13 protein-coding genes are annotated in these 15,043 nt (G+C 59.8%); 1 reads left to right on the forward strand and 12 read right to left on the reverse strand.

Annotation, left to right across the window (positions count from 1 at the left end):
* Nucleotides 1-25 precede the first annotated feature (25 nt).
* The 7 genes from pstA to THI_RS09835 form a co-directional block, all read right to left on the reverse strand.
* Nucleotides 26-874, reverse strand: a complete 849-nt coding sequence (gene pstA / locus THI_RS09805) for a phosphate ABC transporter permease PstA (protein WP_013106101.1) — start codon at nt 872-874, stop codon at nt 26-28.
* The gene (pstC, locus tag THI_RS09810; RefSeq protein ID WP_013106102.1) at nt 871-1,875 is read right to left on the reverse strand and encodes a phosphate ABC transporter permease subunit PstC; all 1,005 of its coding nucleotides are present in this window, start codon (nt 1,873-1,875) and stop codon (nt 871-873) included. Before pstC ends, pstA begins: the two co-directional genes overlap by 4 nt.
* A 108-nt stretch (nt 1,876-1,983) precedes the next feature.
* Complete coding sequence (gene pstS / locus THI_RS09815) at nt 1,984-3,024, reverse strand: phosphate ABC transporter substrate-binding protein PstS (RefSeq protein ID WP_013106103.1); 1,041 nt, start codon at nt 3,022-3,024, stop codon at nt 1,984-1,986.
* 111 nt (nt 3,025-3,135) lie between these two features.
* Nucleotides 3,136-4,452: a phosphoglucosamine mutase gene (gene glmM / locus THI_RS09820; RefSeq protein WP_013106104.1), complete on the reverse strand. Its 1,317-nt coding sequence runs from the start codon at nt 4,450-4,452 to the stop codon at nt 3,136-3,138.
* A 55-nt stretch (nt 4,453-4,507) separates the two neighbouring features.
* Nucleotides 4,508-5,335, reverse strand: coding sequence for a dihydropteroate synthase (gene folP, locus THI_RS09825; protein WP_013106105.1), 828 nt, complete (start codon nt 5,333-5,335; stop codon nt 4,508-4,510).
* A 100-nt stretch (nt 5,336-5,435) separates the two neighbouring features.
* A complete protein-coding gene (ftsH, locus tag THI_RS09830; protein WP_013106106.1) occupies nt 5,436-7,343 on the reverse strand; it encodes an ATP-dependent zinc metalloprotease FtsH in 1,908 nt (635 codons plus the stop codon).
* 183 nt (nt 7,344-7,526) lie between these two features.
* Complete coding sequence (locus tag THI_RS09835) at nt 7,527-8,177, reverse strand: RlmE family RNA methyltransferase (protein ID WP_013106107.1); 651 nt, start codon at nt 8,175-8,177, stop codon at nt 7,527-7,529.
* Between the two features lie 74 nt (nt 8,178-8,251).
* Between THI_RS09835 and THI_RS09840 the strand changes: the two genes are divergently transcribed.
* Complete coding sequence (locus tag THI_RS09840; protein ID WP_013106108.1) at nt 8,252-8,743, forward strand: YhbY family RNA-binding protein; 492 nt, start codon at nt 8,252-8,254, stop codon at nt 8,741-8,743.
* A 19-nt stretch (nt 8,744-8,762) separates the two neighbouring features.
* Here the strand turns inward: THI_RS09840 and THI_RS09845 are convergent, their stop codons facing one another.
* The 5 genes from THI_RS09845 to carA all read right to left on the reverse strand — a co-directional run bounded on the left by THI_RS09845 (nt 8,763) and on the right by carA (nt 14,862).
* Nucleotides 8,763-9,188 (reverse strand): DUF4149 domain-containing protein, encoded by a 426-nt coding sequence (locus THI_RS09845; protein ID WP_013106109.1) that lies wholly within the window; start codon nt 9,186-9,188, stop codon nt 8,763-8,765.
* Nucleotides 9,185-9,658, reverse strand: coding sequence for a transcription elongation factor GreA (gene greA / locus THI_RS09850; protein ID WP_013106110.1), 474 nt, complete (start codon nt 9,656-9,658; stop codon nt 9,185-9,187). The genes THI_RS09845 and greA overlap by 4 nt, the downstream gene beginning before the upstream one ends.
* Before the next feature lie 89 nt (nt 9,659-9,747).
* On the reverse strand, nt 9,748-12,972 hold the full coding sequence (carB, locus tag THI_RS09855) for a carbamoyl-phosphate synthase large subunit (RefSeq protein WP_013106111.1): 3,225 nt from the start codon (nt 12,970-12,972) through the stop codon (nt 9,748-9,750).
* A 37-nt stretch (nt 12,973-13,009) separates the two neighbouring features.
* On the reverse strand, nt 13,010-13,702 hold the full coding sequence (gene leuE, locus THI_RS09860) for a leucine efflux protein LeuE (RefSeq protein WP_013106112.1): 693 nt from the start codon (nt 13,700-13,702) through the stop codon (nt 13,010-13,012).
* 8 nt (nt 13,703-13,710) lie between these two features.
* Nucleotides 13,711-14,862, reverse strand: coding sequence for a glutamine-hydrolyzing carbamoyl-phosphate synthase small subunit (carA, locus tag THI_RS09865; protein ID WP_013106113.1), 1,152 nt, complete (start codon nt 14,860-14,862; stop codon nt 13,711-13,713).
* Nucleotides 14,863-15,043: the final 181 nt, after the last annotated feature.

Below are 15,043 nucleotides of genomic sequence, written 5' to 3' on the forward strand. Positions count from 1 at the left end.
TTAATTCCAATATGATAGTTTCAGGTCAGGATTTCACACCGCCGCGGCTGATCAACCACCGTGAACCCAGGCTGAGAATCAGGATGAACACCACCGCCACAAACGCACCAGCCCAAGCCATTTGTTGCCAGTTCGCATAAGGACTCATAGCAAACTGAAAAATAACTACAGGCAAATTCGCCATCGGATGCCACACATCTGAACTAAAGTACTGATTGTTTAGCGCTGTGAAGAGCAGAGGTGCCGTTTCACCACTGATTCGCGCTACCCCAAGAATCACACCCGTCAAAATGCCGGTAGAGGCGGCCTTCCAGGTGATCTTGGTCACCATTTTCCAATAGGGCGTGCCAAGGGCTATGGCCGCTTCACGTAATGAACCGGGCACAAGACGCAACATTTCATCTGTCGTGCGCACCACAACCGGGATCAGAATCAGTGCGAGAGCAACACCGCCTGAAAACGCCGAGAAATGGCCTAACGGATCGACCAAAATTGCATAAGCGAACAAACCAACGACGATGGAGGGTGCGCTCAGCAGAATGTCATTAAGAAATCGCACTACCCCACCGAGCTTGCGCTTGACGGCAAACTCGCCCAGCCAAGTTCCCGCCAGAATGCCGATAGGCGTTCCGATCACTAAAGCAATACCTAGAAGAATGAAACTCCCGACAAAGGCATTGCGCAATCCGCCACCTTCTGCGCCCGGAGGAGGCGTATCCTGCGTAAAAAGGTGAAGATTTAGTGCTGGCGAACCATACCGTGCGGTGGTCCAGAGAATCCAGATCACCCAAAAAATTCCGAATGCCGTCATCAATACGGCAATAATCATGTTGATTTTATTGATCAATTGGCGGCGTGTGTAAAGCGACATCATGATTTTTTGCCTTCTTGGCTGGACTCAAGACGCATCAGCAGTAGCTTTGCCAAAGCGAGCACAATAACGGTGATCACAAAAAGTACCAAACCCAAGGCGAGCAGTGATGACTTATATAAGCTTGTGGTCGCCTCGGTGAATTCGTTTGCAATAACCGAAGCAATCGATGCACCGGGCATCAAAAGACTAGCGCTCAGGTTATTGGCATTGCCGATGATGAAGGTGACCGCCATGGTTTCGCCCAGCGCCCGACCTAGGCCGAGAAAAATTCCGCCCGTCACCGCCGTGCGTGTGTAAGGGAGAATGACATTACGGGCGACCTCCCAAGTCGTCGCACCCAGCGCATAAGCGGACTCTTTCAAGGGCGGTGGAGTAATCAGAAAAACATCGCGCATAATCGAGGCGATGAACGGAATGATCATGATGGCAAGTACGATACCCGCCGTCAACATACCAATGCCCATGGGCGGGCCCTGAAACAAAATACCAATTCCAGGTACTGCACCTAGATTATTGTTGATCCAAGGCTCTATATTTGCAAACCGGGGTGCAAAAACGAGTAAGCCCCACATACCGTAAATAATACTGGGAATGGCGGCCAGCAGTTCAATCGTTGCAGAAATCGGACCGCGCATCCAGTTTGGCGACAGCTCAGAAATAAACAGCGCAATACCGAAACTCACCGGAACTGCGATCACCATGGCGATCGCCGAACTGACCAGCGTGCCCACAATAAACACCAGCGCGCCGTATTCATTGGTCACGGGGTCCCAGGTTGAAGTGACAAGGAACTTCCAACCGAAGGTGTGGATGGCTTGCCAGCCATCGATAATGAGGGAAATCATGATGGCGATCAAAGCGATCGCTACGATGAAGGCAATGAAACCCGTCCCCTTGCGGAACAAAATATCTGCAAAAGAAGAGCCAATCTTCTTCGCAGGATTTTGCTCCGAAGTGTTTTGGTCAAGTGATTTGTTTGCCACCGCTCCGGATGCGCTCATGTCATTTCACTTTCTGATCTCTTATAAAACAAACCAGGCACTCCAAAGCTTTTTCGCTTGAAAGTGCCTGGTTCACAGCCATCACGCTGAAGACAACCTCAGGCGAACTCAGATGCCGAGGTTTTTCTTCCAGTAAGTCTTGATGACATCAACCGTGCTAGTCGGCAATGGGCCAAAGGCAATCGACTCGGCCATTTTCTGACCATGTTCGAAGCCCCAAGTGAAGAATTTGGTGACTTCCTCATTGGTCGCCTTGGGAGCCTTCTTGCTCAGGATCTGCCAGGTGCAGCCCGAAATCGGCCAGGTGTCCGGGCCAGTGTGATCAGTCAAAATGACGTAGAAGTCTTGCGCCTTGTTGAAATCAACGTGGGCAGCGGCATCCTGAAAGCCCTTGAGGCTAGGGCTCACGACCTTGCCATCGCGATTGATCATGCGGGCATAGGACATCTTGTTTTCGAGAATGTAAGCATATTCAACGTAACCGATGGAGCCGGAAATGCGCTGCACATAAGCTGCCACACCCTCGTTGCCCTTACCGCCTACCCCGGTGGGCCAGTTCAGCGAGGTGTTGGCACCGACTTTTTGTTTCCACTCAGGGCTGACCTTGGAGAGGTAGTCAGCAAAAGTGAACGTGGTACCGGAACCGTCCGAGCGGTGCACCACGGTGATATCCATGCTGGGGAGCTTGAGGCCGGGGTTGAGCTTTTCGATCGCCGGATCATTCCACTTCTTGATCTTGCCAAGATAGATGTCAGCAACGACGGGGCCGCTAAGAATCAACTCACCCGGCTTAATGCCCGGCAGGTTGTACACCAGGTCTTCGCCTGCAACCGCCGTAGGGAACTGAATCAGTCCATCTTTTTCCAGTTCTTCAGGTTTGAGGGGCATATCGCTGGCGCCAAACGCCACCGTGCCGGCCTTGATCTGAGCAATACCGCCACCAGACCCGATGCCTTGATAGTTGACCTTGGTGCCAGTCTCTTTCTCATAGACGACGGACCATTTCACCACCAAGGGGTACACCCAGGTGCTGCCCGCGCCAGTCAGGCTGGTAGCGGCAAAAGCCGTGGTCATGATGCCGGTGCTCAATGCACCAGAGACGGCAATGGCCAGCGCAGCCTTGCCAAAAGATCGACGATTCCAGTTCATGTGTCATTCTCCTTGTGAGGGTTTCAGAAATGGCTTTCTGCCACACAATGGATCGTAGAAATTGATTGTGACAATCATATGACGTTGTCAAGCATGCTGGAACAGACCCAATCAACCAAGAGACTGGGCAAGTTCTCTAGCGATGCGCTCCCCTGCCTGTGCGTCGCGGTGTTCGACCATGATGCGCAACACGGGCTCGGTGCCTGATGGGCGGATGAGCAGCCTGCCACTCCCATTGAGCTGAGTCTCAGCGGCAGCGCGCGCACTCGCAAACTTGGCATGTGTTTTCCAGTCGAGCCCGGGCGGCAGCTTGACGTTGAGCAGCGTCTGCGAAAACAGTTGGACGGCCTGCAATTGCTCACCCAGGCTGCGACCGGTTCGCACGACAAGCTCAAGCATCTGCAGCGCGGCGACGATACCGTCGCCTGTCGTATGCCGATCGAGCAGCAGCATGTGACCAGAGCCTTCGCCGCCAAGCTGCCAGCCGCGTGCGAGCAGTTCTTCGAGCACATAGCGATCGCCAACGGCCGCGCGCACGAATTCCATGCCCTGCTGCTCAAGCGCTTTTTCCACCGCGAGATTGGTCATCAGCGTGCCAACTACTCCAGCGGGCTTGCGATCCATCGCCAGCAGATAAAGCAACTCGTCACCGTTGAACAGGCGACCGTGACGGTCGACGAGTTGCAGGCGGTCGGCGTCGCCATCAAGGGCGATGCCGTAGTCGGCCTGGTTGGCGCGCACCGCGCGAATCAGCGCATCCGGCGCCGTTGCGCCGACCTCTTTGTTGATATTGAAACCATCAGGCTGCGCCCCGATGGAAATGACCTCGGCCCCCAGTTCATGAAACACCGCGGGCGCGATGTGATAGGCCGCGCCATGCGCACAGTCCACCACGAGCCGCAGGCCCTTGAGGGTGAGGTGATTGGGAAACGTGCTTTTGCAAAACTCGATGTAGCGCCCCGCGGCATCATCGAGTCGGCGGGCCTTGCCGAGTTGCTCGGAGGGCACGCAGCCCTCGGCCTCGGGCAGGGTTGCTTCCACTTCCAGCTCCCAGACATCGGGCAACTTGCTGCCGCCCGCCGAGAAAAACTTGATGCCATTGTCGGCAAACGGATTGTGCGAGGCACTGATGACCACGCCCAGATCAAGGCGCAGTGCGCGGGTCAGATAGGCCACTCCGGGCGTGGGCAATGGGCCAACCAGCACCACATCGCAACCGGCGGCAATGAAGCCGCACTCCAGCGCAGCTTCGAGCATGTAGCCCGAGATGCGTGTGTCCTTGCCGATCAACACCGTCGGCCGGCCGACACCCTGGCTGCGCAACACCTTGCCCGCGGCATGCCCCAGGCGCATGCCGAACTCTGGCACGATCGGGCTTTTGCCCACATGGCCACGGACGCCATCGGTCCCGAAATACTGTCTGCTCATTCCTTCTCCCAAAGGTTGTAATGCGGTTGTTGTGCGCGTTTGAGCAAGCCCGAACTCAGGCGCGCATGGCGCTCCACACTTTAATCGCGTCGCATGTCGGGCCAACGTCGTGGACGCGCACGATCTGCGCACCGGCCGCCAAGCAAGCCAGCACTGCGGCCAAGCTGCCCGGCAGGCGCTGCCCGACATCGCGCCCCGTCAGTGCGCCGATCATCGATTTACGCGAAAGTCCCACCAGCACCGGATAACCCGATTGCACGAGAGCAGGCAAACCTTTCGCAAGAGTCAGATTGTGTTCCAGCGTTTTGCCAAAGCCAAACCCCGGATCGAGGGCGATGCGGGATCGGTCGATACCCATCGACTCGGCGGCAGCGGCACGGCTCCACAGAAATTCCCTGACTTCGCCTAAAACGTCCGCATAGTGCGGCGCCTGCTGCATGCTGGCGGGATCGCCCTGCATGTGCATGAGACAGACCCCGGCCTTTGAAGCGGCGACCACTTCAAGGGCGCCCGGCCGCTGCAAAGCGTGAATGTCGTTGATGATGTCCGCGCCCAGATCGAGTGCACGGCGCATGGTTTCGGGTTGGTAAGTATCCACCGAAACCGGGACGTTCCAGCGCACGGCCTCCTGTAAAACCGGGGCGATGCGCGCCCATTCCTGCGCATGGCTCAGCCGCGGAGAGCCCGGGCGGGACGACTCGCCGCCAATATCCAGAATATCGGCCCCCTGCTCCACCAAAGTCTGTGCATGTCGCAAGGCGAGCACCGCATCCGCATGCTGCCCGCCATCGGAAAATGAATCCGGCGTGACGTTGACGATGCCCATGACCAGGGGCCGATGCAATTGCAGGGTGAAGCGCCCTGCTTGCCAATGACTTGCCATCGGAGATGATTCCTAAAAAAAACGGCCCGGTTTTAGACCGGGCCGTTGCTGAACTCGCTGTAGCGAGCTGAATATGAATACCGCCAGTGAAGCCCGAAAATCAGGCCGCCGTCGCCGAAGGGGCGTCAGGCGCAGCGCCGGTTGCGGGCGCCGAGGGCGTACGCGGGGCGGACGTCGGGCCGCTGCTGGGCGGCAGCTTGGGCGGACGGGGCTCGCGGCCCGCCATGATGTCGGCCAGTTGATCGGAGTCGATGGTTTCCCATTCGAGCAAGGCTGCCGCCATTGCGTGCATCTTATCCTGGTTTTCCTCGATCAGCCGACGAGCCAACGCGTACTGCTCGTCGATGATGCGACGGATCTCCGAATCGACCTTCTGCATGGTCTGCTCAGACACATGCGTGGTCTTGGTAATCGACCGTCCGAGGAACACCTCGCCTTCGTTCTCCGCGTAAACCATGGGGCCCAGCGACTCGGTCATTCCGTAGCGCGTGACCATGTCGCGTGCCAGCTGCGTGGCGCGTTCGAAGTCATTGGAAGCGCCCGTGGTCATCTGATTCATGAACACTTCTTCGGCAATGCGGCCGCCGAACAGCACGGAGATCATGTTGAGCATGCGGTCACGATCCATGCTGTAGCGATCGGTCTCAGGCAACTGCATGGTGACGCCCAGTGCGCGGCCGCGCGGAATGATGGTGACCTTGTGCACCGGATCGGTCTTGGGCAGCATCATGGCAACCAGCGCGTGGCCCGACTCGTGATAAGCCGTATTGCGGCGCTCTTCTTCCGGCATGACCATGCCCTTGCGCTCCGCACCCATCATGATCTTGTCTTTGGCGCGTTCGAAGTCTTCCATTTCAACCACGCGCGCACTGCGGCGAGCGGCGAACAGAGCGGCTTCGTTGACCAGATTGGCCAGATCGGCGCCGGAGAATCCGGGAGTGCCTCGCGCCAGAATGTCGGCCCGGATATCGGTGCCCACGGGAATCTTGCGCATATGCACTTGCAGAATCTGCTCGCGACCGCGGATATCCGGCAGCGTGACATAGACCTGCCGGTCGAAGCGGCCAGGACGCAGCAGCGCCGGGTCGAGAATGTCGGGCCGGTTGGTCGCTGCGATCACGATCACCCCGAGATTGGTCTCGAAGCCGTCCATCTCCACCAGCATCTGGTTGAGGGTCTGCTCGCGTTCATCGTTGCCGCCGCCCAGACCAGCGCCACGATGGCGACCCACGGCGTCGATTTCATCGACGAAGATGATGCAAGGAGCGTGCTTTTTCGCGTTCTCGAACATGTCGCGCACACGAGCCGCACCCACGCCGACGAACATTTCGACAAAGTCAGAACCCGAGATGGTAAAAAACGGCACTTTTGCTTCGCCCGCAATACTCTTGGCTAGCAGCGTCTTGCCGGTACCGGGCGGGCCGACAAGCAGCACGCCCCGAGGAATGCGCCCACCGAGTTTCTGGAATTTCTGCGGATCTTTGAGAAAGTCCACCAGTTCCTTCACGTCTTCCTTGGCTTCGTCGCAACCGGCGACGTCGGCAAAGGTTACGTTGTTGCTCGATTCATCGAGCAGACGGGCCTTGGACTTGCCGAAGCTGAACGCACCGCCGCGGCCACCGCCCTGCATCTGGCGCATGAAGTACACCCAGACGCCGATCAGCAACAGCATCGGGAACCAGGAAATGAAGATCTGCGTCAGGAACGATTGCTCTTGGCGCGGCGCGCCGACGACATCGACACCGTCTTTCACCAGATCGCCCACCATCCACAGGTCGCCGGGCGAGGTGAGATTGAAACGACGCCCTTCCGTGGTCGTGACGTCCAGAATGCCGCTCTGGTGCACGATGACTTTTTTGATGCGCCCGGCTTTCGCGTCTTGCATGAACTGGGTGTAGCTCACGGCATCTGCGGTCTGCTGGGGACGATCGAACTGCTTGAACACGGTGAACAGTACGAGACCGATCACCAGCCAGATCGCAATTTTGGAAAACCATTGATTATTCAAAACCAACCTCCTGAAACAGGGCAAGCGCAGATGCAAGACATGCAGCGCATTTTAGGCATTTCAAGAGGCGGGGCGCAGCGATTGTGGAAAACCGATCCGACAAAATGGGCTATTGATTCTGTCAATCTGATCGAATTTGACAAATAGCAAGTCTGTCGCGGTTGCTGCAATCATGTTGAGCGCTTACGCAACCGACTTTTTCAGCGTGCGCGCCAGGATGAAAGTTTCCGCCGACTTGTCGCGCGATGCTTGCGGCTTGACCGCCTTCACCTGCTGGAATACCAGCTTGAAAGCCTTCACGATCTGACTGTAGTAACTGCCGTGAAAGGTCTTGATCACCATCGCGCCCTGGGGTTGCAGCCAGCGCTGGGCAAAGTCCAGGGCGAGTTCGCTCAGATGTTCGATTCGGGCCGCATCAGCCGACGGAATGCCGGTGAGATTGGGCGCCATATCGGACAACACCACGTCGACCTTGCGCCCTTCGAGAAGCGCCTCCAACTGATTCACCACCGCCTCTTCGCGGAAGTCACCCAGCAGAAAATGCACATCGGGCACGGGCTCCATGGGCAGCAAATCCAGCGACAAAATTGTGCCCTGAACCGCGCCGCCACGCATCAGCCGGTTGCGCGCATATTGCGACCACGAGCCCGGCGTGCTGCCCAGATCGACCACGATCTGCCCGGGCCGCAACAGCCCCTCGGCCTCGTCGATTTCCTTGAGTTTGTAGGCGGCGCGGGCTCGATAGCCCTCACGCTGCGCCATTTTCACATAGGGATCGTTGAGATGATCCTGCAGCCAGGCTTTGCTGAATTTGTTTTTCTTCGCACTCGACATGGGTTCTTCAAGGACAATAGCGGATTAAGACTTCAGAATGCGCGCACAAAGATGTTGCACCGCGCTTGGCAATCATGACCCCATTGGAACTCACTCCGCCCTTTCGCAGCAGCCTGCGCGCCCAGGCACATGGGCTCAAACCCGTCGTGATGATCGGCGAGCAAGGGCTCAATCCGGCCAATCTGGCGGAAATCGACGTGGCGCTCAAGGCGCACGAACTCATCAAGGTGCGCGTGTTCGGTGACGATGCCGCGGCGCGCCTGGCCATGCAACACACCATCTGTGACACGCTGGGCGCCGCTCCTGTGCAGGCGATCGGCAAACTGCTGGTGTTGTACCGGCCACGCCCGAAAGAAACCCGGCAGGCGCCTGGAGAAGAAACTCTAGTTGCCAAGCGCGGCAAATCGCCCCGCACCGTCAAAGTGGTCGTGCCTGCCAGCAGCCCGACACACCGGGCCAAGGTCAAGCGCATCACCCTGCTGGGCAATCAGCGCCTTTCGGCCACGGGCAAGGTCAAGCGCGCCAAGCCGCGCCAGACCAGCGTGAAAAAATCGTCTCGCGGCTGAAACGCGTTCAAAAGAGGTTTCAGGCCGTTTTGCGGCGTGTTGGCAGCCGCCACACATACGCCGCCACGCACAGGGCCTGCAGGGCGAACACCAGACTGGCAATACCGTGCCACATGCCTGCTTGCGGCGAATGGCTATAGGCGGCCTGCAGCAACCGAGGCACCACGCCGAACTCGCCCAGGACGGCAAAAAACACGCCACCCAGCGGCAGCAGCAGATCCGCCGACATCGCCCTTTTGTCGGCAAACCGTTCGAGCGCGACAATCAGCACGCCGAAAACGATTGCGGCCAGCGCCATGAGGTAGAACATGCGACTGGCCACGGCGGCGGCGATCATTTTCTCGGGCACCGTGGCGAACGCCGTAGGTGCGCCGATAAGGCCGACGGCCACCATGCCGCCCAGCCAGAGCGCGGCGAGAAACCAGCGGGTGCGCAGACTGCTCATCGGTAGTGCACGGCAAGAATTTCGTAGTGGCGCACGCCACCTGGCGCGGCGACCTGCGCAACTTCACCGGACTCTTTGCCGATCAGCGCCCGAGCGATGGGGGAGTTGATGGAAATGCGTCCCTGCTTGAGATCGGCTTCGTCATCGCCCACGATCTGGTAGGTGATTTCGTCGCCGCTGGATTCGTCGCTTAGTTCCACCGTAGCGCCGAACACCACGCGGCCGTCGGCCTGCAGTTCGCTCGGATCGATGATCTGCGCTGTGCCGAGCTTGCCTTCAATATCGGCAATGCGGCCTTCGATAAAGCCCTGCTTGTCGCGGGCCGCGTCGTATTCGGCGTTTTCAGACAAATCGCCTTGCGCACGCGCCTCGGCGATGGCCTGGATCACCGCGGGTCGCTCGATGGTCTTGAGACGATGCAGTTCTTGCTTGAGTTGTTCCGCGCCTTTGCGCGTCATGGGGGTCGCCATGATTGGGCCTCCGTTTAACCAGGAAAAAAACGAGCACCGCAGCCTGCGGCGTCGAATCGCCTGGGTGCGGTGCTCAGATGGAACTGATTTTACGCGTTTGCGAATGATTGCAAGGGGTAAACCGCGATTTTCTGCAGTTGTTTCATCCCCTCGACCGCGGCAAGTGCGCCGGAAATGGTGGTGTAGGTCGTAACCCGCGCGGCCAGTGCCGAAGTGCGGATGGCGCGCGAGTCGGTGATGGCATTGCGGCGCTCTTCCACCGTGTTGATCACCAGCACGATCTCGTTGCTCTTGAGCATGTCCACGATATTCGGGCGCCCCTCGGTGACCTTGTTGATCACCTGCACTTCCACCCCCGCCTCGGCGATGGCGGCCGCGGTTCCGCGGGTAGCCACCACGCCAAAACCCATGGCCACCAACTGACGCGCGACTTCAACGGCGTCCGGCTTGTCGCTTTGCTTGACCGACAGGAACACCTTGCCGCCGGCCTGCGGATCGGGCAGGCGGGTACCGGCCGCGAGCTGCGACTTGACGAAGGCCTCGCCAAAGGTTCGGCCCACACCCATGACTTCGCCCGTCGATTTCATTTCAGGCCCGAGGATGGGATCGACACCCGGGAATTTGTTGAACGGAAACACCGCCTCTTTCACGCAGTAGTAGGGCGGCGTGATTTCCCTCGTGATGCCTTGCTGCGCCAGCGTCTGGCCGGCCATGCAGCGTGCGGCGATTTTGGCGAGTTGCAACCCCGTGGCCTTGGAGACAAAGGGCACGGTGCGCGAAGCCCGCGGGTTCACTTCCAGCAGGAAGATGCGATCCTCCCCGTCGAGCTGCTGAATGGCGAACTGCACATTCATCAGGCCGACGACCTTGAGGCCATGCGCGAGCTTGACGGTCTGCTCCTTGATGCGTGCCACCGTGGCGGCCGATAGAGAGTATGGCGGCAGCGAGCAGGCCGAGTCGCCGCTGTGCACACCGGCCTGCTCGATGTGTTCCATCACCCCGCCGATGAACACCTCAGTGCCGTCGCAGATGGCATCGACATCGCATTCGATGGCGTCATTCAAAAAGCGGTCGAGCAGCACCGGCGAATCGTGACTCACCTTCACCGCTTCGCGCATATAGCGTTCGAGGTCGCGCTGTTCGTGCACGATTTCCATGGCGCGGCCGCCCAGCACATAGCTGGGACGCACCACCAGCGGGTAGCCGATTTCCTCAGCCTTGGTCAGCGCTTCAGCTTCCGAGCGCGCGGTGCGGTTGGGCGGCTGCAGCAGGCCGAGTTGTTCGACCAAGTGCTGAAAGCGCTCGCGGTCTTCGGCCATGTCGATCATGTCCGGGCTGGTGCCGATGATGGGCACGCCGTTGGCTTCAAGATCGAGTGCGAGCTTGAGCGGCGTCTGCCCGCCATACTGCACGATCACACCCGTCGGCCGCTCCTTATCGACGACTTCCAGCACGTCTTCCAGCGTGAGCGGCTCGAAATACAGTCGGTCGGAGGTGTCGTAATCGGTCGACACCGTCTCCGGGTTGCAGTTGACCATGATGGTTTCATAGCCGTCGGCCCGCATGGCCAGTGCCGCGTGCACGCAGCAATAGTCGAACTCGATGCCCTGGCCGATGCGGTTGGGCCCGCCGCCGAGCACCATGATTTTTTTGCGCGTGGTAGGCGCGGCTTCGCACTCTTCGTCGTAGGACGAGTAGAGATAAGCCGTTTGCGTGCCGAACTCGGCCGCGCAGGTATCGACCCGCTTGAACACCGGCCGCACCTGCAGCGAACGGCGGCGGTTGCGCACCGCCGTCTCGGTGGTGTGCAGCAGCTTGGCAAGGCGGCGATCAGAGAAGCCCTTTTGCTTGAGCGCGTAGAGATGCTCGCGATCGAGCTGGTCGAGGGTGAAGTTGCGCTCCAGCTCCAGCTCGGTCTGCACGATGTCTTGAATCTGCGCCAGAAACCACGGGTCGATGCGGGTGAGCTGGTGCACTTCGTCCAGGCTCATGCCCTGCGCGAACGCGTCGCCGACATACCAGATGCGCTCGGAGCCGGGCTCGCCCAGCTCCTTCTCCAGCACCTCGCGGTCTTGCGTCTTTTCGTTCATGCCATCGACGCCCACTTCGAGCCCGCGCAGCGCCTTCTGGAAACTCTCTTGAAACGTGCGGCCCATGGCCATCACTTCGCCGACCGACTTCATCTGCGTGGTCAGACGCGAGTCGGCTTGCGGGAATTTCTCGAAGGCGAAGCGTGGCACCTTGGTGACCACGTAGTCGATGGTCGGCTCGAACGAGGCCGGGGTGACGCCGCCGGTGATGTCGTTGCGCAGCTCGTCGAGGGTGTAACCGACCGCCAGCTTGGCGGCGATCTTGGCGATCGGAAAGCCCGTGGCCTTGGACGCCAGCGCCGAAGACCGGCTCACCCGCGGATTCATCTCGATGACGATCAGCCGTCCGTCCTTGGGATTCACCGCGAACTGCACATTGGAGCCGCCGGTATCGACCCCGATCTCGCGCAGCACCGCGATGCTGGCGTTGCGCATGATCTGGTATTCCTTGTCGGTCAGGGTCTGCGCCGGGGCGACGGTGATCGAGTCGCCGGTGTGCACGCCCATCGGGTCGAGGTTTTCGATCGAGCAGACGATGATGCAGTTGTCGGCGCTGTCGCGCACCACTTCCATCTCGAACTCTTTCCAGCCGATCAGCGATTCCTCGATCAGCAGTTCGCTGGTGGGCGACGCCTCGATGCCGCGCTTGCAGATGGTCTCGAATTCCTCAGGGTTGTAGGCGATGCCGCCCCCAGTTCCGCCCAGGGTGAAGCTGGGTCGGATAATGACCGGAAATCCAATGGTCTTCTGCACGCCCCAAGCCTCTTCGAGGGTATGCGCAATGCCCGAACGCGCCGAACCCAGACCGATGCGGGTCATGGCCTGCTTGAACTTCTGACGGTCTTCGGCCATGTCGATGGCTGCGGGCTTGGCGCCGATCAGCTCCACCCCGTACTTGCCCAACACCCCGTTGTGGTGCAGATCGAGCGCGCAGTTCAGCGCGGTCTGCCCGCCCATGGTCGGCAGGATGGCGTCGGGCCGTTCTTTCTCGATGATGGTCTCGACCACCTGCCAGGTGATGGGCTCGATATAGGTGACATCGGCCGTTTCCGGGTCGGTCATAATGGTCGCCGGATTGCTGTTGACCAGAATGACCTTGTAGCCCTCTTCGCGCAGCGCCTTGCAGGCCTGGGCGCCGGAGTAGTCGAACTCGCAGGCCTGGCCGATGACGATGGGGCCGGCCCCGATGATCAGAATGCTTTTAATGTCGCTGCGCTTGGGCATGGGCGAGTCTCTTTATGCGGTTGAATCAGGTGAAAAATCAGTGTGTTCTTGCGGTAGCCGCCAGCGCCAGTTTCACGCCGAAGCCAAAAAATCCGGCCCCGGTCGCGCCCATCGTCAGCGCGGAAAGGCGTCGGCGGCGGCGGAAGGCATCCGCCACACGCACGCCGCCAAAGATCAGCACCGACAGATAGAGCAGGCTGAAGAACTGGACGATAAGGCCCAGCAGCAGAAACGACAGCGCCGGATGCGGGTAATGCGGATCGACGAACTGGATGAAAAACGACACAAAAAACAAAATCGCCTTGGGGTTGAGCAGACTGATGAACAAGGCTTTTTGAAACGGGTTTTCCAGCCTCTTTCCGGCCTGCGCGGTGTGGGCATGAGGCTGCGGCGCCTGGGCATGCAGCCCGGTGTCAGGCGTATGCCAGCGCTTCCAGGCCGCGCGCAGCATATTGATGCCCAGCCAACCCAAATACAGCGCTCCCGCCGCTTGAACCAGGTGATACAGGGCCAGATTGGTTTCCAGCAACGAGGCTGCCCCGGCTGCGGCCAGCACCATCAACACCGTGTCGCCCAGAAACACCCCGAACGCCCCCCGATAGCCCTGGCGAACCCCGCGCTGCGCCGCCACACTCAGCACATAGAGCGAGTTCGGCCCGGGCAGCAGGACGATGAAGATCACCCCGAGCACATAGGTCCACAGATTGACGACGCCGAACATGTGATCCATGGGCAGTCTCAGGCGCGATCCATCAGAGCGACAAAACGGTCGAACAGGTAGCCGATGTCATGCGGCCCGGGACTAGCTTCCGGGTGGCCCTGAAAGCAGAAAGCCGGTTTGTTTTTCCAGGCCAGCCCTTGCAGCGTGCCGTCGAACAGCGAGACATGCGTGGTGCGCACGGTGTCGGGCAGGCTGGCCGCGTCCACCGCAAAACCGTGGTTCTGGCTGGTGATGGACACGCGGCCGCTATCGAGGTCTTTGACCGGGTGATTGGCGCCGTGATGGCCGAATTTCATCTTGAAGCTCTTGCCTCCAGCGGCCAGCCCCATGATCTGATGGCCGAGGCAAATGCCGAAGGTCGGCATATCGGCGGCGATGATGCTCTGGGTCGCGGCAATGGCGTAATCGCAGGGTTCGGGGTCGCCCGGGCCGTTGGAGAGGAACACGCCGTTGGGCCGCAGCGCCAGCACGTCGGCGGCAGAGGTTTGCGCGGGCACCACGGTGACGCGGCAGCCGCGTGCCGCCAGCAGGCGCAGGATGTTGAACTTCACGCCGAAGTCGTAGGCCACGACATGACGCAGCGGCTGGGTCATGTCGCCATAACCTCGCTCCAGCGACCAGTCGGTCTGCGTCCACTCGTAGGGTTGCGACGTGGTGACGACGCGGGCCAGATCCAGACCGGCCAGACCGGCAAAGCCGCGCGCGCCATCGAGCGCCGTCTGAATCACGGCATCGGTGATGTCTTGCCCCGCCTCCAGGGCAATGACGCAGCCGCTCTGCGCGCCCTCGGTGCGCAAGTGGCGCGTCAGCCTGCGGGTGTCGATCCCGGCGATGGCGACCGTCCCGTTTTGGCGCAGATAGGCGTCGAGCGTCTGTTCGCCGCGATAGTTCGACATCTGCAGCGGCAGATCCTTGATGATCAGCCCGGCGGCATGCACCTGGGCCGCTTCCACGTCCTGTGCGTTGGCGCCGACGTTGCCGATATGCGGATAAGTCAGGGTGACGATCTGGCGGCAGTAGCTGGGATCGGTCAGGATTTCCTGATAGCCGGTCATCGCGGTGTTGAACACCACTTCGCCAACCGTCTGCCCACTCGCGCCAATGGAAAGGCCGCGAAAGATCGAGCCGTCGGCGAGAACCAGAACGGCTTTGGGCAGCATGGACAGCATGAGAATTCTCCGGTGAGCGCCCGGATATTGGAATGGATCGCCAGCCTGGCCGACAATCTGGGGCGCGGCGCGCAAATAGCTGTGAGGCCAATTTGCCCGACCATCACGCCCCTTGGGGGTCACCGCAGGGCGGCAACACTTCAGGCGCACAAAATTTGTCAGATTATATTCATGAGGTTTG

It is taken from the genome of Thiomonas arsenitoxydans (assembly GCF_000253115.1).
In the GTDB taxonomy this organism is placed as follows: Bacteria; Pseudomonadota; Gammaproteobacteria; order Burkholderiales; family Burkholderiaceae_C; genus Thiomonas; species Thiomonas arsenitoxydans.

Coding starts and splice junctions, on each gene's coding strand:
- pstA (WP_013106101.1), bottom strand. CDS start 874: ATGATGTCGCTTTACACACGCCGCCAATTGATCAATAAAATCAACATG.
- pstC (WP_013106102.1), bottom strand. CDS start 1,875: ATGAGCGCATCCGGAGCGGTGGCAAACAAATCACTTGACCAAAACACT.
- pstS (WP_013106103.1), bottom strand. CDS start 3,024: ATGAACTGGAATCGTCGATCTTTTGGCAAGGCTGCGCTGGCCATTGCC.
- glmM (WP_013106104.1), bottom strand. CDS start 4,452: ATGAGCAGACAGTATTTCGGGACCGATGGCGTCCGTGGCCATGTGGGC.
- folP (WP_013106105.1), bottom strand. CDS start 5,335: ATGGCAAGTCATTGGCAAGCAGGGCGCTTCACCCTGCAATTGCATCGG.
- THI_RS09835 (WP_013106107.1), bottom strand. CDS start 8,177: ATGTCGAGTGCGAAGAAAAACAAATTCAGCAAAGCCTGGCTGCAGGAT.
- THI_RS09840 (WP_013106108.1), top strand. CDS start 8,252: ATGACCCCATTGGAACTCACTCCGCCCTTTCGCAGCAGCCTGCGCGCC.
- THI_RS09845 (WP_013106109.1), bottom strand. CDS start 9,188: ATGAGCAGTCTGCGCACCCGCTGGTTTCTCGCCGCGCTCTGGCTGGGC.
- greA (WP_013106110.1), bottom strand. CDS start 9,658: ATGGCGACCCCCATGACGCGCAAAGGCGCGGAACAACTCAAGCAAGAA.
- carB (WP_013106111.1), bottom strand. CDS start 12,972: ATGCCCAAGCGCAGCGACATTAAAAGCATTCTGATCATCGGGGCCGGC.
- leuE (WP_013106112.1), bottom strand. CDS start 13,702: ATGGATCACATGTTCGGCGTCGTCAATCTGTGGACCTATGTGCTCGGG.
- carA (WP_013106113.1), bottom strand. CDS start 14,862: ATGCTGTCCATGCTGCCCAAAGCCGTTCTGGTTCTCGCCGACGGCTCG.